At 36.6% G+C, this 21,328-nt stretch carries 20 protein-coding genes and 1 tRNA gene; 9 read left to right on the forward strand and 12 right to left on the reverse strand.

All coding sequences use genetic code 11. The features are described 5' to 3' along the window. The first annotated feature begins 17 nt into the window (after positions 1–17). On the forward strand, positions 18–1,739 hold the full coding sequence (gene recJ, locus ACMAYS_RS06645) for a single-stranded-DNA-specific exonuclease RecJ (protein ID WP_412462972.1): 1,722 nt from the start codon (positions 18–20) through the stop codon (positions 1,737–1,739). A 31-nt stretch (positions 1,740–1,770) separates the two neighbouring features. On the opposite strand, the gene ACMAYS_RS06650 is transcribed toward recJ, so the two are convergent. The 5 genes from ACMAYS_RS06650 to rsgA form a co-directional block, all read right to left on the reverse strand. After that, complete coding sequence (locus ACMAYS_RS06650; protein ID WP_103218989.1) at positions 1,771–2,307, reverse strand: peptidylprolyl isomerase; 537 nt, start codon at positions 2,305–2,307, stop codon at positions 1,771–1,773. Between the two features lie 9 nt (positions 2,308–2,316). After that, complete coding sequence (locus ACMAYS_RS06655) at positions 2,317–3,060, reverse strand: hypothetical protein (protein ID WP_103218988.1); 744 nt, start codon at positions 3,058–3,060, stop codon at positions 2,317–2,319. Positions 3,061–3,079: 19 nt separating this feature from the next. After that, complete coding sequence (locus tag ACMAYS_RS06660) at positions 3,080–4,168, reverse strand: hypothetical protein (protein WP_392990836.1); 1,089 nt, start codon at positions 4,166–4,168, stop codon at positions 3,080–3,082. 45 nt (positions 4,169–4,213) lie between these two features. Continuing rightward, on the reverse strand, positions 4,214–4,675 hold the full coding sequence (locus ACMAYS_RS06665) for a PilZ domain-containing protein (RefSeq protein ID WP_103218986.1): 462 nt from the start codon (positions 4,673–4,675) through the stop codon (positions 4,214–4,216). 133 nt (positions 4,676–4,808) lie between these two features. Next, positions 4,809–5,795, reverse strand: a complete 987-nt coding sequence (gene rsgA / locus ACMAYS_RS06670) for a ribosome small subunit-dependent GTPase A (RefSeq protein ID WP_103218985.1) — start codon at positions 5,793–5,795, stop codon at positions 4,809–4,811. A gap of 115 nt (positions 5,796–5,910) precedes the next feature. Between rsgA and ACMAYS_RS06675 the strand changes: the two genes are divergently transcribed. From ACMAYS_RS06675 to ACMAYS_RS06685, 3 genes are all read left to right on the forward strand, one after another. Further along, positions 5,911–5,987, forward strand: a tRNA-Arg gene (locus ACMAYS_RS06675). A gap of 19 nt (positions 5,988–6,006) precedes the next feature. Further along, positions 6,007–6,645, forward strand: coding sequence for a hypothetical protein (locus ACMAYS_RS06680; protein WP_412462973.1), 639 nt, complete (start codon positions 6,007–6,009; stop codon positions 6,643–6,645). A gap of 82 nt (positions 6,646–6,727) precedes the next feature. Next, positions 6,728–7,099 (forward strand): hypothetical protein, encoded by a 372-nt coding sequence (locus ACMAYS_RS06685; protein WP_392990832.1) that lies wholly within the window; start codon positions 6,728–6,730, stop codon positions 7,097–7,099. A 2-nt stretch (positions 7,100–7,101) separates the two neighbouring features. Here the strand turns inward: ACMAYS_RS06685 and ACMAYS_RS06690 are convergent, their stop codons facing one another. The 5 genes from ACMAYS_RS06690 to ACMAYS_RS06710 all read right to left on the reverse strand — a co-directional run bounded on the left by ACMAYS_RS06690 (position 7,102) and on the right by ACMAYS_RS06710 (position 11,751). Beyond that, a complete protein-coding gene (locus ACMAYS_RS06690) occupies positions 7,102–9,387 on the reverse strand; it encodes a hypothetical protein (protein WP_412462974.1) in 2,286 nt (761 codons plus the stop codon). 127 nt (positions 9,388–9,514) lie between these two features. Beyond that, on the reverse strand, positions 9,515–10,246 hold the full coding sequence (locus tag ACMAYS_RS06695) for a tRNA-uridine aminocarboxypropyltransferase (RefSeq protein WP_103218981.1): 732 nt from the start codon (positions 10,244–10,246) through the stop codon (positions 9,515–9,517). Between the two features lie 3 nt (positions 10,247–10,249). Further along, a complete protein-coding gene (locus tag ACMAYS_RS06700; protein WP_233189733.1) occupies positions 10,250–10,582 on the reverse strand; it encodes an arsenate reductase family protein in 333 nt (110 codons plus the stop codon). Next, on the reverse strand, positions 10,582–11,220 hold the full coding sequence (locus ACMAYS_RS06705; RefSeq protein WP_103218979.1) for a class I SAM-dependent methyltransferase: 639 nt from the start codon (positions 11,218–11,220) through the stop codon (positions 10,582–10,584). The genes ACMAYS_RS06700 and ACMAYS_RS06705 overlap by 1 nt, the downstream gene beginning before the upstream one ends. A gap of 12 nt (positions 11,221–11,232) precedes the next feature. After that, on the reverse strand, positions 11,233–11,751 hold the full coding sequence (locus ACMAYS_RS06710) for a YkgJ family cysteine cluster protein (RefSeq protein WP_412462975.1): 519 nt from the start codon (positions 11,749–11,751) through the stop codon (positions 11,233–11,235). Positions 11,752–12,143: 392 nt separating this feature from the next. On the opposite strand from ACMAYS_RS06710, the gene ACMAYS_RS06715 reads away from it, so the two are divergent. From ACMAYS_RS06715 to ACMAYS_RS06730, 4 genes are read left to right on the forward strand one after another with little or no spacing between them, the layout of a single operon-like run. After that, on the forward strand, positions 12,144–13,628 hold the full coding sequence (locus tag ACMAYS_RS06715; protein WP_392990827.1) for a TolC family protein: 1,485 nt from the start codon (positions 12,144–12,146) through the stop codon (positions 13,626–13,628). Continuing rightward, a complete protein-coding gene (locus ACMAYS_RS06720; RefSeq protein ID WP_412462976.1) occupies positions 13,625–16,819 on the forward strand; it encodes an efflux RND transporter permease subunit in 3,195 nt (1,064 codons plus the stop codon). The genes ACMAYS_RS06715 and ACMAYS_RS06720 overlap by 4 nt, the downstream gene beginning before the upstream one ends. Beyond that, a complete protein-coding gene (locus tag ACMAYS_RS06725; RefSeq protein WP_103218975.1) occupies positions 16,819–17,427 on the forward strand; it encodes a TetR/AcrR family transcriptional regulator in 609 nt (202 codons plus the stop codon). The genes ACMAYS_RS06720 and ACMAYS_RS06725 overlap by 1 nt, the downstream gene beginning before the upstream one ends. Before the next feature lie 32 nt (positions 17,428–17,459). Beyond that, positions 17,460–18,308 carry a class II glutamine amidotransferase gene (locus ACMAYS_RS06730; protein ID WP_392990823.1) on the forward strand — a complete coding sequence of 283 codons (849 nt, stop codon included), beginning with the start codon at positions 17,460–17,462 and terminating at the stop codon, positions 18,306–18,308. Here ACMAYS_RS06730 and ACMAYS_RS06735 read toward each other — a convergent pair. Further along, on the reverse strand, positions 18,301–19,731 hold the full coding sequence (locus ACMAYS_RS06735) for a hypothetical protein (RefSeq protein ID WP_412462977.1): 1,431 nt from the start codon (positions 19,729–19,731) through the stop codon (positions 18,301–18,303). The genes ACMAYS_RS06730 and ACMAYS_RS06735 overlap by 8 nt on opposite strands. Beyond that, positions 19,728–20,624, reverse strand: a complete 897-nt coding sequence (locus tag ACMAYS_RS06740; RefSeq protein WP_412462978.1) for a YihY/virulence factor BrkB family protein — start codon at positions 20,622–20,624, stop codon at positions 19,728–19,730. The genes ACMAYS_RS06735 and ACMAYS_RS06740 overlap by 4 nt, the downstream gene beginning before the upstream one ends. 258 nt (positions 20,625–20,882) lie before the next feature. Between ACMAYS_RS06740 and ACMAYS_RS06745 the strand changes: the two genes are divergently transcribed. Then, positions 20,883–21,311, forward strand: coding sequence for a hypothetical protein (locus tag ACMAYS_RS06745; RefSeq protein ID WP_103218971.1), 429 nt, complete (start codon positions 20,883–20,885; stop codon positions 21,309–21,311). Positions 21,312–21,328 lie beyond the last annotated feature (17 nt).

Raw genomic sequence — 21,328 nt, forward strand, 5'->3', positions numbered from 1 at the left:
CGTGATATCGTTCTCTTATGGAGAACACTACACACGCTACTCAGAATTTTAATTTACATCCAGTTGTTCAAAGGCTCTTTGCTAAAAGAGAGATGGGACCTCAAGAGATTCAAGAATTCCTATCTTGGGATCTGAATTCCCTACCAAACTTTGGAGCACTCATTGATATTGATGTTGCCGCAGATGAAATAATTAAAGCTATTGATAATAATGAGAAAATTGCCATTTATGGTGATTATGATGTTGATGGAACGACTTCTTGTGCTCTCTTCTATCAATTTTTTCAAAAGCTAAATCTCGAAGTAGACCTCATTCAACCTTCCCGTTTTGTTGAAGGTTATGGACTTCATAATTGTTCAATTGATCGTGCAATAGAAGAAGGTATCGATCTAATGATCACAGTCGACTGTGGAATCTCAAACGTTGAGCAAGCCGCTTATGCAAAAGAGAAAGGTCTAAAATTAATTATCACCGACCACCACAAAGATGGACGCGAAACAATGCCGGAAGCAATCGCTGTTGTAAATCCTTCGCGCCGAGACGAGCCAGCAGATTCAGACATGAAACCACTTGCTGGTGTTGGTGTAGCATTTGCGATTTGTGTTGAAATTAGAAAGAAGCTCTTGGCCCGTGGACAAGATATCCCTTCAGTATATGATCTACTTCAATACGTAGCGATTGGTACAATTTGTGACCTTGCACCACTAAGTCCAATGAACTTAAAACTTGTTCGTCATGGAATGAGACTTATTAAGAACACTCAATATGAAGGAATTAAGGCTTTCTTTGATCCAACAGATCGTGGAAAAGATATTATCCCAAGCGAAAAACTATCTTTCAATGTTGGCCCGTTAATCAACTCTAAAGGGCGATTAGACCACCCAGAAGTAGCATTAAAACTTTTAATCTCAAAAGACTATAACGAAGCACGTGAGTACTATCACCAGCTTGTTAACTGTAATACAGAACGTAAGGCCATTCAAAAAGAAGTCTTTGAAGAGGCAAAAGAACAAGTCATAGACGAACTTAAAAGAGATGGCGAACTAGACATTGCAATTGTCTATGCTCCTCACTTTCATGAAGGTGTTATCGGAATTGTTGCTTCAAAGCTTGTTGAAACATTTAAAGTTCCGGCCATCGTATTCAGTGATGCCGAAGATGAAGGTGTGATTAAAGCATCAGCAAGGTCTGCAGGTGATCTCGATATTTATCACCTACTTAATGAGCATCGCGATCTGTTCTTAAAATTTGGAGGCCACAAGGCGGCCGCAGGGCTTTCAATGCCAGTTGAAAATCTGGAAAAATTTAAAACTTCGATGAATGCAATGTTAAAAGAAATTCCCTTGATCCAAAGAACGGTACAAGATTTTTATGATCTTGAAATAACTCCAGATGAAATTGATCCAAATCTTCTTAGAGGGCTAGATGCGCTTGAGCCTTTTGGAATGGGAAATGCAAAACCAATCTTTAAATTAAAAGGTGCAAAGCTTAAAAGTTTTGATCTTCTAAAAGATGTACACGTTAGATGGAATTTTACATCAATAACAAATCAGAAAATTAATCTTAAAGGGATTAGTTTTAATTATATGTCTAAGTGGGGAGCGCTTACACCGAACGAAATTTATGAGCGCCAAAATGATCCAAGTGTTGAACTTGATGTCTACTTCACACTTGCTCTAAACTACTTCAATGGAAATAAGTATATTCAGCTAATGGTTGAAAGAGTGGACCTTAACTAGAGTTAAGGTCCGTATCTAATTATCTTTCGAATTATCTTTCAATAGTCACTTTTTCCATAACTACATCTTGCATTGGACGGTCATGCATACCAGTGCGAACCTCACCGATCTTCTCAACAACATCCATACCTTCGATAACTTTACCAAACACTGTATGGCGTCCATCTAAGTGTGGAGTTGCACCAAGAGTGATGAAGAATTGAGAACCATTTGTTCCAGGGCCAGCATTTGCCATAGAAAGAATCCCTGCACTATCGTGGCGAAGGTCTGAGCGACATTCGTCTTCGAATTTATAACCTGGACCACCCATTCCTGTCCCATCTGGACATCCACCTTGAATAACGAAACCAGAAATAACTCTGTGGAAAATTAGACCATCATAGTAAGGACCTTCTTTTGCAGGAGTCTTTTGTCTCCCTTCAATAAGGTTAGCAAAGTTCCATACTGTTTCTGGACATTCTTTTGCGTAAAGCTCTACTTTGAAATTTCCCATATTAGTTTCAAAGTTTGCGTATAGACGATCAAGATCCTCTTTGTGGGCATCTTTCTTAGTTCCAAAACCGAACATAATTACTCCTTAATAATTTATATATTTAAAGCGTCCCTTAATAAAATTCGGGCGTTTCTTATGAGAATAAACACGGCGTACTTTTACACTTGCGCTTAAGTATTGATCTAAATAAAAACTTTCCTCTGAAGATAACTCTCCCTTAGGCGTATAGTAAGTTAGATAGCGATAGTCGACAAAGTAGGCACCTTCAAAATTTACATTAGCTTCTTTTAAAGAAGCCTTCACTTCAATATCATTCAGGCACAGGGAGACAAATACAGGTCTTCCTTCTAGCATTGATTTTGAGGACATTAATTTTTTTAACTGATCTAAATTCTCACGATAGCTATCAAACCAAATGATATTAACTCGATTAAATTTTGGAAGCTTGATATAGCCACCAGTGGCCGTTACAAAATCATTAGCGCTAAAAAAGATTTGCTCAACTTCTTTAAGAGTTGGGCTTCTCTCCATATTATGCGCACGTTCAGAGTACATACGATTAAAGGCAAATTGTATTTGCGAAGCGCTTTGATGATCTATTGAGAAACTATCCATTAGATTCAAAATATTTAAGTATCTCATATCTCTTGTGCGTTTACATTGTCCTTCTCCTGAAAAGTTTCTCCATTCAGGAAGAATTGGAAGCATATAAACGGCAGCACCCGAGTCACGATAGTATTCATCTGTTTGCACTCTTTTATACTCACGATCAACAGTCGTGGTACAAGAAAGAAGTGTTAATATGAATACGATATAAAGTAATCTCAATATAAAACCTATTTTTTAATTATTGCTTAGAGAAATATCTTAACATATTTTCTTTAATTTCATCTAACGTCATTGCATGAAGAGGATAGAAGCCTTCTTCATCCATTGCTAGGCCCCTAACTTTACTAGACTCAACACTTACACCCTGATCAACACAAATTCGATCACAAGCAAGAGTCTTAAGCTGTTCAGCTCCACCAAGTAGGTCACTGCCTTCAATCGTAACAAATAGACCCTTACGATCTAAAAGCTTATCAACAGAAGAAACGACTGCACTATTATAAATCATTAGCCTAGGCTTTGGTTCAGCCGGTGTAGGAGTTTTGGCCTTAATATGAGGCTCAAGAGATCTCCACTGCATAATCTTTTCTTCAAACTCTCTCTTCTCTTCGTCAAATTGCTGGCGATCCTTTGCTAAAAGGTCACTAAATTGAGAAATTTCATCTTTATATTCTTTAACCTGAGCTGAAGTTAGATTCCCGAAAGGAACTTCTTCAGCAGTGATTAGCTGGAGTGTTTTTGTTAGATCATTTAGATAATCTTCTTTTATTAGACTTAGAAGCCTTAGATTCTCAATACCAGTTCCAACTAAGCATAGATTTCTTGTCGCTTTAATATCTTCAAGACTAGCATGGTGTTCATTGTGATAAGTGATTCTTTCATCATCGGCAAGGGCAAGCTCATTAAGAGCATGAACTTGAGCTGCACCCATAGGATTTGCTATTGTTAATTCATTTGAGTAGCAGATAAAATCAAAGTCTTCAAAAGATTCAATCGAATTTTTTAATGATTCAAGAACATCTTTACCAAGCTTTTCAAAAACTTCAGGGTTTTCTAATTTTTGGCGTTCAATTTCAGTTGTAGCATTTACCTTAAAAACGACGCGAAAAGTATCGGCCATACGAGAGCGACTCTCCAAGACAGAGTTCGGCGATAAAAAGCGCTTATGAACGCGAATCACTTCCACATTACGGTGGGCGATTTCCCTAAACTCTGCTTGAGAGTCTGTTGGAATTTGACCAATAATTTTAACGTGGACACCTAAGTCTTCAAAAAAACGATAAGCGGCAAGGGCCTTCTTATCACTACCTAAAATCGCGATTTTCATGGCCCGATCTTATAAGCTTAAAGGCTTAATGACAATTAGATACCATTAAATAAAAAGAGATTTCATCTCTCCATTATCCACTACTGAATACTCAGAGAATGCATAAATAAAGTTGATGAATTGCTCCATGGCCTTGAACGAGTGCATCGATTTATCGAACTCACAACCATATTGCATATAAGTGACACCGTCAGCACCTTGAGTTAGTGCGCTGTGACGAATTTTAACGATAACAGGGATATATGATCCTTTTGTAAAATAGAATTTAAGCTTTAGCTCATCCCCTTCTTTTAGCTTTGCATCTGTTTTATCTGTCCACGGAACATTGAAAGAAAGTCCATCATGAGAGATATCAACCATATTGATTGCATAAGAATAACCATCTGACTCAATTACCGAGTAAGCTCCCATAAAGTTATTAAAGCAAATACGCTCAAAGCTTCTACGCTTCTTCTCGATATTCTCTTCTCTCTTTGCTTGGAAGTTGATTACTTTGTTATCAGACATTATTACCCCTTATTACAGATATTTTTGCTGTCTGACTTATCGTCAAAAAGGCATAAATCATGAGGTAAATAAGAGATAAAACTTGCGCTAGGCAAGAAGGTCCAAATATTAAAAACTAAATAAATTTAGATACTTATCGATATTTTTTCTTTTTCTGCCAAAATGGTGTCGAAGAAATCTCTGAGTGAATCAGTTGATAAGTTTCAAGCCTAGAGTGAACCATTAAACCCTCTTCAGTTTCAGGATCGTACTCTTCGCTAAAAAATGCACAACCTCGGTTCTCTGGCTCATGATTACAATTTGAATATTGGCAGTGACGAGCAATCTCTTCCAAATCAGGGAATAGCTCCATTAGATCATCTGGGTCAATATCATCTAGTGAAAATGATCGAATTCCTGGAGAATCAATAAGATAGAAGTCCCCAAGATCCACAATCTCAGACCAAGTAGTCGTATGTGAACCCTTTCCAACTTTTCCAACCTGCTTAGTCTTTAGCTCAACTTCGCCATCTGATAAACAAGAAATCGTTTGTGATTTCCCAACACCAGACTGGCCAACAAAAAGGGCCGTCTTCCCCTTTAGGGCCTCTTTAAACTCACTCATCCCACCTTTAAGATATTGAGTCTCATAGTCCTTATCAAGGGCGCAAATCTCGAAATACTTCACACCGAGCTCTTTCAAACGCAGGATTTCATATTGAATATCAAATTCTTCTGGGTCATAGCCATCCATCTTATTGAAGACAATAATCGGCTCAACACCCCACTGAAAAGCACGCACAAGAAAGCGATCGATAATTCCTCGTTTAAATCTTGGCTTAGCAGCGGATGAAACAATAACCAAGTAGTCACAATTGGCCGCAGTAACTTTTCTTTTTGACGTTCTGACTAGAATTCTAAAGATCTCATTTTTACGAGGCATGGCCTCCTTGATGATATATTCACCAGTTTCAGCTATCGTATCTAAACAAACATTATCGCCAACAACTAGAGTTTCTCCTTTTTTTAGGAGATTACCAAGTGCCGTCGCCTTCACTACTTCCTTTGTTTCATCGATGAGACAATCGAAGTCGCGCTGGTGAGAGCGAATGATTTTAGCTTTTAATACGTTATCTGACATAGAATTCCACTGTGTAAACTTTCTATAAACTTTACCATCTCTTCAACATTTTTACATCTTATATTGACAAATGTGGCGAGTGCCATTATTTTAACTGAACACAAAGTCACTGTACGCACTCGTAGCTCAGCTGGATAGAGCATTCGCCTTCTAAGCGAACGGTCTCAGGTTCGAATCCTGACGAGTGCGCCATTTATTTCGACGACTTTCTATGAAACAACAATCTCTTAAATTTACTATTATCGTGGGATGCTTTTGGATCCTAATCATGGGTATTATTAATCTAGTCTTTAAACCATATGGAATTGACTATGATTCAGGTTGGGCCGCCACTTCGGCATTCTTCATTGCAAGTGCCCTGATCTTCAATTACTTAACGAATTCAATTCAAATTTCGAAAGATCACGTAAAGTCTTACTTGCTAGTAATCATAGTCTTCTTGGCCATGGCGCTTTCAATTAACTACATCTTTCCAATTTCAATTATTAAGAAATTTGAAATCATTAATTCGAAAATAATCTTTCCACTTTTTAGTTGGAATGTTTTTGTTTCAAAATCAGCAGATATTATTTTTCAGCAATTACTAATCAATATTCTCATTGAACATTATCTAAAATTCTATAATCGAAGAGATAGTGTAAAATATTTTGGGATATTCTTTGCAGTAATCCACCTGCCTCTATTCTATGTATTTGGACTTAAGGCCTTGTACTTTATCTTGCCGTCAATTGCAGGAGGAGTGCTCTTTGCCTACCTTATTTCATATTTCTATCGCGGCTATCTGCTATCGCTAGGGTTTCACTTCACTTTTTATTTAGGTCTGGGTGTCTTTTTAAGATATTTAAATTAATTTAATCGTCTAAACCATTAAATTTACTTAATTGAAACTTTGACAGTTAAAGGAATTTTCATGAGCTGACGATAAGTAGTGCATGAAACGAATCACTCTAGCATTACTTTCAATTTCTTTCTTTATTTCGTGCTCACCTAGCTATCATGTGGCATATGATGTTGATACGTGTGTAGAGGAATTAGATAATCGCTACACAGGAACAAATCGTTCTCCAAGCTCAATCTATAGAGTGGATGATGTCGTTATTAATCAAAAGAGTAAAGAAGCAGAAATCAAAGTAAGTTCGTGGTCTCATTCCCAATGGTTTTATGAAGGAAAGAAACCACATTACTTTTTCCAAGATACGAAATTGTTTTCTTATCAGGAAGTCGATTGTCCAAAGAAATTCGGTGAAGAATATCGTAAGAAAAATCTAGGTATTGATAAGCGAATCAAAAAAATTGACCTCTAGCCTTATTCAATTCGCTTTAATAATCTATCGTAAGCTGTTTTCTTATAACGAACAGAGATTGCCTGCCAAATATCGACATTTGAATCTTCAATAATTTCACCTTCACCATCTTCTTCCATTGCAGCAACGGCATCAGCATTGGCAGCAAATTCAGAATTCTTCTGAAGCGCATATTGATCTGCAGCTCCCTCTCCAAAGTCAAATTTAAAACCACCATTATTGGCCGCGCCAGCTGCATCAAGACCTTTCCCACCTTTTGCATCAACTGCTAGCCCATCTTGTAGCTCTTCCTCTTCATCATCATTACCAAAGTTAGAACCTTGGTTTGGTTGAGAAAGATATGGAAGTGCAGACATCAGGCCACCTGTTCCACCTGCTCTCTTATTTAAGCCTCCAAACTTTCTTCCAAAAGAAGCTAATAAGTTCTTAGCAACAGGCTTCTTCTTATTCGCCTTCTGTGCACGCTCTAGTGTTTTCTTCATAACTGCATTTGCTTTCTTATTTAGAGCGTTGGCAGATGAACCAAGAGCATCAAAAGCCTCTTGCGTAGTTGGAGAAACAGATGAAGTATCTTGAATACCGTTTGCAGCATTTACAAGTGATCCCACTAAGCTATCAGGCATACTAAATCCAGCAGTATTTAACTTATCTGTTCCACTTACAATATACTTTTTAGCGTTTGGACACGCCTTTGAACCGTTATTAGTCGCGATTTTTGGAAGACCACCAATACATTCAACTTGTTCACCAATTTGCTGAGGAGTATAAGCACTTAGCATTGTCGTTTTCTTTTGTAGAGTCTTTGCTTGAGCACTAGTCACAGAATCAGCAGATCTAAACTTTGCTAAGATAGCATCGATCTTATCAATATTCTTTTGTATCGCATCCGCTTCACTCTCCATTGCTTTTGCTGAAGCTAGAGAAGTACCACTCATTGCAATCCAAAGAGTCCCTCTTTTTATACTTGAAAGCATAAACGTATCCATTGCAGTACCTACAGGTAATTTATAAGCAGCAATTAATCCACCAAGGGCACCAATTAGACTTCCATAGTTACCGGCTTGAGCTTTACTAATTAACAGGGAAAGAAGAGATGCGTAGAAACCTGCTTTTGCACTAGATGACAGTTCTGTTAGAGTTTTAACTTCAGAAGATTCACCTGAATTCTTCACTGTTTCTTCTGTGTGCTTAACACAAGCTGACTCAATTGCAGCTTTAGTTCCAACAAGCGCACTTGATGCCGCCGAAATTTTCCCTAAAGCAACAGAGTACTTTGTAACCAGTGCGGCTGAAACTGGCGATGCAGATTGAGCGGCATTTAAGTTAGCCTGACATACCGTTTTCGCTTGCTTAGACTTTGCATCCGCCCCTAAGTCACAAGTATTCTTACTTGCTTCTTTCGTTTTAATTAACTCCACTAACATTGAATACTGAATTTTTGTTTCACCTGGAGTTAACTTCAATGCCTCAATTGCCTCTGTAGTAACGGCCGTTGCTTCACATGCAGTTGTATAGACTTGAGTATCAGTAGCTGATGGATCCATACAAGCAACAGAGCCTGCCTGAAGGGCAATAAGTGACTTGGCTCTAGCATTTACAGCAGCAGCACAAGCTTGTGCCTGGATTTGCTCACTATTTCCTTGAACAAATGCGATACCAGATGCTACAGCAAATGCCGCAGCAGCTGCTTTTTGATATTTTGACTTATCTTCTGCTGTCCCCTTGATTTCCTCTAGGGCCGCTTTCTCTTCTTCAAGCATTTGTTTTTGTGAAACATCAACTTGTCCATCTTCATCAAGTCCTTCATATTCAATTCGATCTTTTCGGTCTTTAAGAGAAGTATTTTGTTTGAAGGCACTCATTAGTTCATTCACTAATAAAATACCTGCACCTAAAGCGGCAGCATAAACATCATAAGGCTTACTTGGTTTAAAGAATAACCAGATTTTTGAAACTAAGAATGCAATCGTAAGCATAATAAGAGGAGCAAAAAGTTGATTGTTGAAAATTCCAAGTCCACCGCTTGCTTCTTCTTTCGTATAGGTCCCACTATTTTGCTGACGCTTGCGGGCCATACTATCGTTATCTGATTCTTGTGCATTCTTTAATTTGAATGAACCATCACCTGACATCGAACGATCTTCTTTCGGAAGTGTACTTTGTGCCATCGCCTGTTGGCCCGTGATATTAAAGCGCGCTTGCTCGATATCAATTGCAATATTGAGATTAATCATCGTGAAGATGATGGTCGCCGTTAATAATTTATTGAGTACGTTTAAGCTTCTCATAAGAATCCCTCTTTAATAATTTATATTTTATTATAGGGCCTTAAGAGTTCCTAAAAAAGCGGGAACTTAAGTGCATTCTCTTTAATATTAGCCACTTAGCTAAGATTAGGAATGCCAAAAAATTGAGTTATTTGAGAATAAATGAACGGTTTTTCTTCTCTCTCACAAGAGCGACCCTCTGCTTGTCCATCTTACGTCCACGATAAGTGGGAACATTAGGATCTGAGGCAATATCGATTTGTTTTTGAACCATAACCTTAAAGGCATCAATCATCGTATCCTCATTACCATCAAGCTCCTCGACTCCATACTTACCTAATTCTTTCACTAGGACGTGTACAGACTCAACAGTTGAAAGTGCTTGCTTATGAGGCTGGTGCTTAATGAGGAATGCTGATTCTTTATCAGAAGAAAAAGAAATTCGAGGAAGCTCATTGATATTTGTTGAAAGCTTCATCATTTTCTTAGCACATGGCCAAGTCCCATCGATCACAAAGATCAAAGGAATTTTATTCTTTAGTAATTCAATGTCTTTGTTTGAAGGTGCAGAAATATTAAGAGCATCTTCACCTGGATAGAGAACCATTGGATAATATCTTTCATCACTTAAAAGATCATTCACCTTCTTATCATTAGTAAAATCAATCCCCATGATTAGTTCACTATTAGCTAATCCAGTATGAGTTATACGACCTGTACCCAGCTTCTCTTTCTTTGCTTCCATAGGATGAATAAGAATGACAATCTTAGAGCGAATTTGAGATGTTTTGATAAGGCTACATACACAAAGTGTTTTGGGCCTTGAACAGCCCATACACTTTATGCGATATGAATTTGTGTCTTTTAAATCTTTAAGCATATATTAGAATAACTGATCCCACTCTTCCTGTGAGAATCCTCTTAGAGTTTTCTTACCTTTTTCTAGAATAGGTCTTTTTATTGCAGATGAATTTTCAACAAGAAGAGAAATTTGCTTTGCCTTTGTTGCTCCTTCAAATTCTTCTTTAATTTTTCTAAAAGTTGGTCCACGCTTATTAGCAGGTAGCTCTCCAAAAGCTTCATCCCATCTCTTTAAATCATCTTTTGTTGGTGGTGTTTTTTTATAATCAATAAACTCGTACGATACACCCTTTGCATCAAGGTACTTAAGAGCTTTTTTTACAGTATCGCAATTTTTTATTCCGTAAACTTTCATCATAAATCCTTTTTTAGAATAACAACCTGGCGACTTAAAATCTCTAAGCTCGCCCCAAGTTCCTTAGCAATATATCGAAAGACTTCTTCGTTGTAAAAACCAACATGAGTCTCGTCACGTAGATACCACCAGTTAGAGAACTTCTCTTTTTCTTCAGGGATAAAGTAAGTCATCACTCCTAAGTGACCACCTGGTTTTACAAGATCCCAGCACTTCTTAATATCTTTTGCTGGCTCATAGAAATGCTCCCACACTTCTGTAGAAGTAACAAAGTCGTACTGTTTTTCCAAAAGCTCAGGTCTATTTGCATAGTAAATGTCGTAGTCTTCAACATGATGCCCACGCTTTTTCATTTCTTTAGAAATCGTAGGCCCTGGTCCACAGCCAAAGTCTAATCCACGACTATTTTCAGATAATCTTTCACTTAAAGGCAGGATTAATCGATTCAAGAAATCAATATATCCTTGATCTTCACAATTATTTTCATGAGTATCGTAGCGAGATTTTTCAATTTCACTATTAAGCAATTTAGAACGATCTTTAAAAACGTAAGAACAATTCTTACATTCAAAATAATCACTACCTAAAGTATTCGCGTATAAATGAATTGAGTTACTATGACATAATGGACAGTGCATGAAATATTTTTATTACATCGCACCACTAATGAAAAGCTCTTTTAGCCTTTTAAAGCTATTCTTCTTGAAGTTCTTCTTCATTGATTTAGATAATTTTTGTTCCCCTAATTTATTTAGAGACTCAACAAGCATTTGAGGTAATGCGCCACCTTGCGAACTGAGATTAAAAGCCGCCATCGTTACAAAATCGGCCTTACTAGTCTTGAGGATTCTAATCGTAGCAAACTCACCATTTGATGTATCACAATGTTTTGCATCACTTATGACATAATTCGTGCGACACACACTAGGTCGATCTGAGTAAACACGGCAAGTACCCTTATCATCTAAGAATACACAGCCCCTTTGCTTATAAGGAATTGAAAACCAAGCAGCAGAATCATTTCCTGCAGCATATTGGATCGCCAGTAATTCAACATCAACCCTTATTCCATCTTCCAAAATTCGCGTGGCCAACAGCTCCGCCTCATCTTTATTTACGGATACTTGAGTATGGCAACAGGCAGAGCAACCCTTCCGACAAGAAATCATTGCTGCGGCAACAGGATCTGACTTAGCTTCATTCGTATAATGATCAATGATTTCATGAGAAAGCTGAACCCTCTCAATTGGGCCCGCCCTCTTTTGTAGGCGCCTATAGACAGAAATATAAAACTCTCTAAACTCATTTAATTGTGAGTATTTCTTAAAAGTTTCAAGGGCTCTTTGTGGATAATTCAGCTCGACCTCCTGGTCACGGCTAACTCTCTATCACCATTATATCCTAAAGCTCAACTTAAGCTTATCGCTAGGCAACAATGTTCATTTATAAAGTGAAAATGTTCGGCCATAAAAGTGTTTGGCAGTTAAACCAAATTATAGTAAATTTCAAACAAGCGTTTGAATCAAACAATTGTTTGAATATATAAGGGAGTAATTTTATTATGAAAGAGTACTTACGCCACGGACTCAACTTCTCAGTCCTCATGGTACTGATTACTGGCACTTCATTTAGTTGGGCCAATTCCCTTCCTGTCCTGCTCAGTGAGGATAAGCTCATTGCCTGGGCCGAGGAAGAAAACTTTAATCAATTAAGGATCTCATTAGAGGAACTTGCCAAGAAACAAGAAAGAGCAAAGTATGATGAAAACTTTGGTTTCAAATTAGATGCTCAAGCTAATTATCAAGAAACGAAAGAGAAATCTTTTGCACAGTTTATTCCGGTAACCTCTCCACTAGCAGATTTCCAAATGAAATTAAGTAAGAATTCTAAATACGGTCTTTCTTACGGAGTCTTGGTTAATGCAAATCAATACTCAAATAATTTCGTAAAAGATGGAACGACTTCTTCTGCAGGTGCATTCTTAGCTTTAGATATCTACAAGGATTTCCTAGGTTCAACTTCAAGAGCACAGGACGCAAGCCTTATGGTTCAAGAAGAGATTGCAAAGAGACAAAGAACAATTTCTTCACATGCATTTATTCAGGAAGTAAGAAAGCTATATTGGAAAATTGTAGCAAATAACGAATCAACTAAGATTGCTAAGGCACTTCTAAAAACAACAAAAGAGCTAGAAAAAGACACAAAGAAGAGATACCGCAGTAATATCGCTGACAAAGGTGATCTTTCACGTATTAGCTCTCAAGTTGAAGCTCGTAATGGCCAGCTATATCTACTTGAGTTTGAAAGAAATGAATTACTTAAAACACTTAAGTCTCTCTTTCCTGAAAAGCTAGGTGGTAAGACAGTACAATTAGAATCTTATGATCTTGATAGTACGGTTGAAGAAGTTATGGGTTGTACTCAAACTATTGCTCAACACTCGTCTTCCCTACCTCTTGAGTACACTGAATATGATGAAGTTCTTGGACTTCTTCAAAAAGACTTAGAACTTTCTCAAAAAGTTAATAATAACTACGACAAATCGGATCTAAAACTAACGACTCAATTTGAAGTTGTTGGAAAAGAGTATAGTTACTCAAATAGTTTTCAAGAAATGACTGACAATGGAGATAATCGTTTTTCAGTTGGTATTCAATGGACTATGCCGATTGGTGGAGAAAAGGATAAGACAAGAGAGATTCAAGACAAAATTATCAAACGTCAAAACCTTGCTCAAGCACAAGAAGTGAAAGGAAAGCTCGATGCGTTCCATGCACAAACACTTCGATCAGTACTAACACTACAAAATGTTATTAGAGCTCAAAAAAGAAATGAAGTTCACCTAAGAGAAACATTAAAAGACTCTAAGAGAAAGTTTAAACAGGCCCGTGTTACATCACAAGACCTCTTGATCGATGAGAACCAACTTTTAAACTCAAATCTTGATGAAGTTAGTACAAAGTATCAAGTAATAGAAACTATTATCAATTACTTCACAGTTTTCAACCAAACACCGTGTAAGTTAAATAGAAGAGTTAAGCTATGAATCAATTATCAAAATTCTTTATAGAGAATCATAAGTTTACGATCGTTGTTACGTTTTTCCTTTTAATCTATGGATTAATGGGATTAAACAAAATGACATCAGAATCATACCCAACAGTTTCTTTTGCTACAGCAGTCGTAACGACAATTTATGATGGTGCTTCAGCAAATGATATTGAAATTAAAATTACAAAACCGATTGAAGATGAAATTAGAACTGTTTCTGGAGTAAAGGACGTTAAGTCAACTTCTCAAGCAGGTTTATCTAAAATTATCATCCGCGTTGATATGGATAATGTTGACAGTGTTGATGATGTAATGAGTGATCTACAAAAGGCAGTCGATCGTGTATCTGATCTTCCACAAGATCTACAAGATGCACCGCTCTTCCAAGAAATTGCTTCGGATGAAATTCCAGTTTATCAAATTGCTCTTGTTGGACCAAACAACGTAAGAGAAAGAGATGAAGTAGCAGATATTCTTAAAGAAGATATTGAAGATATCAAGGCCGTAAAAGGCGTAACACTTGATGGCTTTGCAAAGAGAAAATTTGAAATCATTCTTGATCTTCAAAAACTTGAAAGACAACACATTGGTATCGACGAGGTTTTAAATAAACTACGTCTTAGAAATGTGAACGTTCCAGGTGGTACACTTAAAACTGACAATGACCAAAAACTTGTTCGTATTGAAGCAAAAGTTAGAAATGTTGAAGAGCTTAAAAATATTCTTATTCGTTCGAACTTTTCTGGGGCAAATATCTTTTTAGAAGATGTTGCTCAAGTAATCGATGGAAAAGAAGAAAAGAAAGTAATCACTTCATACAATGGTGAAGAAGCGACTCTTATCACAATCTCTAAAAAATCAGGTGAAGACACAATCGCGATGGTTGAAGAGATTAAAGCTCATATGGAGAAGTTTGAAAAACGCTATCCTGAGTACAAGTTCTATGTATACAACAACGAAGAATTAAAAGTTGTTAACAAACTTGAAGTACTAGCTTCCAACGCAGTTTCAGGTCTACTGCTTGTAATCTTCTTCTTATTTATCTTTCTTCCTGGACGTATTGGACTTCTAGCAAGTATGTCTCTACCACTTGCTGTATTCGGTACTCTTGGATTTATGCCAGATTATGGACTGACACTAAATGCGATGACAGTTCTAGCGCTAGTTATTGCTCTAGGTATGCTTGTTGATAACAGTGTTGTTATCAGTGAAAACTTCACTCGTCTAATGAATGAAGAAGGATATAGTGCTAAAGAAGCAGCCCTTTCAAGTGTTAAGTCTCTTTGGCTTCCAATTACGGGAACAGCGATGACAACGATTGCGGCCTTCATCCCAATGCTAGTAACGAAAGGGATCATGGGACAATTTATTATGGCGATTCCAATCATCGTAACTGTTTCTCTGATTCTTTCATTAGTTGAATCATTCTTCTTACTTCCAATGAGACTTGCAAAGTACTCAGGTTCAGCAAAGAAGACTGGTACAGAAAAGAAAGCAGACTGGTTTACTAAGTTTCAAGCAAAGTTTGAATCGTTAATGACTATCGCGATTAGACACCGCTATATTTCAGCATTTTTCTTTACAACTATTATTATCGGCTCACTTGTTTTCATGGCCGTTGGTAATAAATTTATTCTCTTTCCAGCAGATCAAACAGAAATTTACCTTTCTCGCTTTGAAGCTAAAAGAGGAACTCCTGTTGAGAAGACAGAAGAATATATGCTTGAAGTAAGTCGTAAGATCAAAGAAAAGATCGGTGACCAAGCTAAGCATATCGTTGGTTTCTCGGGGAAAGCTGCTATTGGTTTCTCTGATCCAAAAGATAAAGAAGGTAATAACGTAGGTCTACTATTCATTTACGTAAATGATTATGCTAAATTTAATATTGCTGAAACGCAGATGCTTAAGAAACTTCGTGAAATTAAAGTTGAAGGACTTAAGTCATTAACATTTGAATCTCAAGTTAACGGTCCACCTGTTGGTGAAGATATTCAAGGTACATTCAGAGCAAATAGTTTTGATCAACTTGATGCAATCATTGGTGAGATTTCAGGAGAGCTAGGAAAGATCGATGGAATTCTTGATCTAAAAACTGATGATGTATACGGTGATGAAGAAGTTTACGTAGATATCGACTATGTTCGTGCAGATCAGCTAGGTGTATCAGCTTCTCAAATTGGTACGGCCATTAGAGCAGCTATCGCAGGAAGTATTGCAAGTACTGTTACATTAGATAATAAGGATGTAGACCTTGAAGTACGCTTTAAGAAAGCACTTAGAGGTAAACCAAATGATATCCTTAACATTCAAGTTATGGATAATCGTGGAAACCTTATTCCACTAAAGTCATTTGCCAAAATTCGTAAAGAGAATGGTACTCCAAATGTTAAGCGTTATGACTTCAAAAGGTCTAAAACACTAATTGGCTCTGTTGATAATATTAATGCGACATCTGCAATGGCAAATATCAAGCTAAAGCAGATCTTTGATAAGGTTTCAGCTAAATATCCAGGTGTTTCACTACGCTTTGGTGGTGCCGCAGAAAGTACGAAAGAATCACTGGAGTCACTCGCTCAAGCAGGTGTCCTTGCAATTATTGCTATTTTTGCAATTCTTGTATTCCTGTTTAAGAGTTTTCTTCGTCCAATGATTATTATGATGACAATCCCTCTTGGATTTATTGGTTTCTCAATTGCCTTTGCGACGCCAATCCTTAGTGGTTACCCTGATCGTTCACGTCCAATCAGCTTCCTTGCCTTAATTGGTATTATTGGTCTAGCTGGGATTATCGTAAACTCAGGTATTGTTCTAATCAGCTTCATTGATGAGTTAAGAGCAGAAGGAAAACTTAGTTTAAATGAAATTCTTGTTAAAGCTTCTGGCTTACGTTTGAGAGCTGTACTTGTTACTTCTCTTACGACTGTATCGGGACTATTACCGACAGCTTACGGAATTGGTGGTTCAGATGCCATGCTTGTTCCAATGACGATGTCGATGGCATGGGGTCTAACTTCGGGAACAATTATGACTCTTATCTTCATTCCATGTGCTTACGCAATTATTGAAGACTTTGTTGAGTTTACGGATAGAATTTCGAATAAGATTTTCAAGAAAGGAAACACAGCTCAATCAAATAATGAAGAAGCTCCTACTGAGATCGTAGAGACGAAAGAGGTAGAAGTATAATGAGCAAGACAACTAGAGATTTAATTTTAGCAACTGCGAGTCGGCTTTTTGCCGACCGCGGTTATGATAATACTTCAATTCGTGACATTGCAAAGGAAGCAGATGCGAATGTTTCTGCAATAAATTACCACTTTAAATCAAAAGCTGGACTTTATGCAGAAGTATTAAATGAAAACGTTTTACGTATGCGTGATAAGCTAGACGAGATCAAAGGACAGATTTCTTCAACTGAAGACCTGGCCATTGAAATCTACAAATACTTCATGGATGAAAGTAATACTTTCTTTAATTCCATGAAACTCTTTCTTATGAATACACTTCCACTGGATGAAGCAATTATGCCTCCAACATGCCTAGAGGAACCAATGGGGCCTCCTGGGACACATGTTTTAATGGAACTGATTCAGAAAGAAATTAATTATTCTGGTGATGAAGAAAAGCTCATCTGGGCCGCTAGAAATATCATGCATAATATCATCATTATCTCTCTTGTTGCCCAGTCTTCTTTTATCAAACTCATGAAAGAAAAGGTCTGCAATTTCTCTGAAGAGGAAAAAATTGAGTCTATTAAAAGAAATGTTCGTTCAACTTTAAATTTTATTAGATAAATCCGATCAGACACATAGAAGGAATTTTTTCTATGTGTCGATTATTTGGATTTAGATCAGTTATATTAAGTCAAGTTCACCAAAGCCTTGTTCAGGCTGACAATGCCCTTGAGGTACAAAGTAGAGAACACCCACATGGTTGGGGCGTTGCCTACTATGTAAGAAACTCACCGCATATTATCAAATCTACTTGTGCTGCACTCGAAGATAAGATTTTCAAAAAGGTTTCTGGTGTAGTTTCATCACAAACCGTACTTGGACATATTCGAAAGGCCACCATTGGAGAGACTAATATTCTTAACACTCACCCATTTCAATATGGGCATTGGACCTTCGCACACAATGGAAATATTAAAAATTTTGATGAGTGTCGTGACAAGATTCTTTCACATATCCCAGAGTATTTTCAAAAATTTATTTTAGGGACAACTGACAGTGAGGTTCTCTTCTACTTTCTCCTTTCAAAGATCTCAAAAGAGATCAACTTAAGTGAAGAAGAAATTGATATCGAATTTGTCACAAATATTATCAACAGTGCAATTGATGAGCTTATTGAAATTATTGGCGAATTGAACTTTGATCCAAAAGCTCCACCAACAGATAACTTCATTTCATTTATCTTAACAAATGGAAACCTTATGCTTGCCTTTAATGGTGGTAAAAAGCTTTACTATTCTACATATAAGAATAAATGTCTCGATCGAGATACCTGCAGTAGTTTTTCCCCAGAATGTGAGGCACCAACTAAGACAGGTTTTGTAAACCATCTAATCTTTTCAAGTGAGCCACTATCTGGTGACAATATTTGGATTGATCTTAAGCCTATGGAAATTATGGGTGTAGATTTTAAAATGAGATTATTTAACAAAAGCCTTAGATAGCTCGATAGAATTTCCCCGAGTTTAAGTACTCATGGTAATCATCCATTTTATATACCTTCATTCTACTGATCGAGTAATCATAAATAACAGATTGGAGCATCTGAGGGTTTAATCGCGATGTAGCAAATGCTTCCCAAAGGGCCTTGTACTCATTCCCATCAATAGTTTCATCAGCAAATAAGATATGGCAAATTGCAAGATACTTAAGCTTTGAATCTTCTTTCTTAATACCTTTGAAAACCCTTTCAATGTACTTCTTATTTAAAAAGCCATTGATTTTTTCAAGGTCATAACGATCATTTAAAACAAGATTAATTATCAGAAGAATCTCTTCTTCTACGACCTTACCTGATAAGATTTCATCGATACCCTCAACAATCCCTTTCTTTCTTCCAGATTTAATAAAATCAGAAAAAGTCGTCAGTCTATTCTCATCTAATCTTAAGAAGTGTTTCGCAAAAGTTAGAAAGAGCATATTGGCCATATCGTAAAGCGGTTTCTCTTCGTGCCATATTTTACGTATAAATTTACGATTTTTCTTAAAGACAGTTGGTACTTGAATAAGGACACTAAAGAGCCAAAATACCTGTTCTATATTATTAACGACGAAGTTCGCATCGTAGTTATCAAAAAACCACTCTTCTTCTTTTTCAGTTAATTCGTGATCTGCGAGAAGGACAATCAAAGAAATAAATGGAGAAACAACTTTCCAGCTATCGTCGTGAAACTCACCGAGATGCATCTTCTTAATAACTGATTTAACAGCTGCAATTTCCTTTTTATTTACTTCGCCATCAGACTTTACAGCGGCAATGACTTCATTACGCATCTTTAGAATTTCATCTTTAGAATATGCATTTACTGCCAAAACATTCTTAATATCAAATGAATGGATTGGAACCTTTGGCATGTGTCCACTAATATGACGTAAAATATTTCGAAGGCTTTCAAATTCAGCTTGATCCAAAACACCATCATTAGAATATGAGATCATTAATGAGAACAATAAGGCATTTGAGTAATCTCTAAGTCCTGCTCTATTAAAGTAATGGGTACGATAAAATCCATCTCTGATATATTCAAGATCTTCTTCTTTAATCTCTAGATGTTCATAAGCTTCACGTAATACATTTGGCGCTTTCTTATTTCTAATCTTCGTACTAAATACGTCAAAAAGGCGAAAGAAAATCTGCTTCTTTTCCTCATAAGTAAACTTAGCATTGATATATTTGAATGAGCTTTTCCATCGATTGTAAAAGGATTGATCTTCATCAATTTCATTAATAATTTTTTCAACTTGATTATAGGAGCTAAAAGACCATGAATAGAAATAAGCAAAGAAATTCTTTCGAAGTACCTTATCAATATGTAAATCCTCACATATTTCATGGCACATCAATAGAATGACATCTTCTTTAATCAACGCTTACCTCTTTTCTTGCCATCGAAAATCTTAATCTTAGGCACATAAGTATAACAGGCCCCTAAATAGAAGGAACATATAATATAATAAACCCAAATCATTGCTACGAGTAGGTTATAAAAACTTCCGTAGTCACTAACTAAATCATCTTTAAAATACTTAAGATAAACCCAATAAGTCGATTTGCCGATGAAGAAGCACATAACAAATACGCATGCACCACAGAGCGCATCTTTATAGCTAACCTTGATTTGTGCTGAGACCTTATATACAAGAGCAAAGGTTGTAATTGTAAATGGTAACAAGAGTAATTCAATAAGATAATAAAGTTCATTTGAGTGTTTTGTTACATTTGATAACAAACCAACAATCACATTCTTTTCCATCAAAAATGAAACGATTAGAAAAAAGAGAGCTAAGACAACACCAAAAATAGCAGATCTTAGATCATCTTGAATCATTCCTCCGTCAATATCCACTTTTGAAAGAGTATTAATTCCAAAAATAAATGAAGTACTAATACCTAAACAAGCAAAGAACCAAAGACCAAGCTGATGCCAGTCCACAAATGAGCCCTTTACCTGCTCTTCTACTAGATGCTTAATAGCATTTAAGACAGAAGTATCAATTTGTGGAAAATTTGAAAAGATCATTGAAATGATATGTTCTTTTGCCGTATCACTATCACCTAGATAAGCACCAATAATTGAGATAAGAATCATGATCGCCGGGCCAAAACTTAAGATCGTAAAGAAAGTTGTTGCACCGGCCAGTACTTCTCCTTTTCTCTTTTTAAATAAAAAAATTGAGGCAATTAAGCGAAGTACGAATGTCTTACAAAATTCAAGAAAGTCTTTTTCAATTTTGTCAGGATCGAGCCTAACGGCGTTCATATATTTTTTCATTTGCTATTCAGGTACGAATACCTGACTCCCTTTCTCTTCTTTTCATCGATTCCTATATATATTCATCGGTTATAAATCCCTGAATTTTAGTTTGTTCATTCTTTTTTTTTCCGCAATTTTAAGTACCTACAAAAGTTAGCCGATAAGTATGATTAGCTGATGGTCAAAGATTACCATCTCAAACTGCTTTTAAAATGGTGGTAAAATACTAAGGTGGCCCTGGTCACTTCTAGGATGGAGAAAATAATGAGTAAGTTAATTATCGCAATTTCATTAATGTATTTATCGTCACAATTTTCTTTTGCAAGAAAACCAGCGGTAGAAGATACATATACTTCTTCAATCGAAGAATATAAAGAAGTTGAACCTTCAAAAGCAAAAGGATATGACTTCTCTCCAACGAGAAAACCCTCTACAGCAAAAACAGAAAGAGTACATAGCCCAGAACTTTTAAAAGTAGAAAGTTATACAGAAAGTAATGCCTCAGAAAGCTTACTTTACCTTTTCTTTATTCTACTTCCAATTGCAGTTAGTGCTTATACATTCTTCAGAGCGAACAAAGATTCTTACGCTAATAACCTAAAGCGTGAAGAGACTACTGATCATTCAAATGTAACTCACCTCTCAGATAAGAGAAGTACAAAAGAGAAAGACGAAGTTAAGAAAGCTTCGTAAAAATCCTAAAAAAGAAC

Origin of the sequence: Halobacteriovorax sp. RT-2-6 (assembly GCF_047085025.1) — a bacterium.
In the GTDB taxonomy this organism is placed as follows: Bacteria; Bdellovibrionota; Bacteriovoracia; order Bacteriovoracales; family Bacteriovoracaceae; genus Halobacteriovorax_A.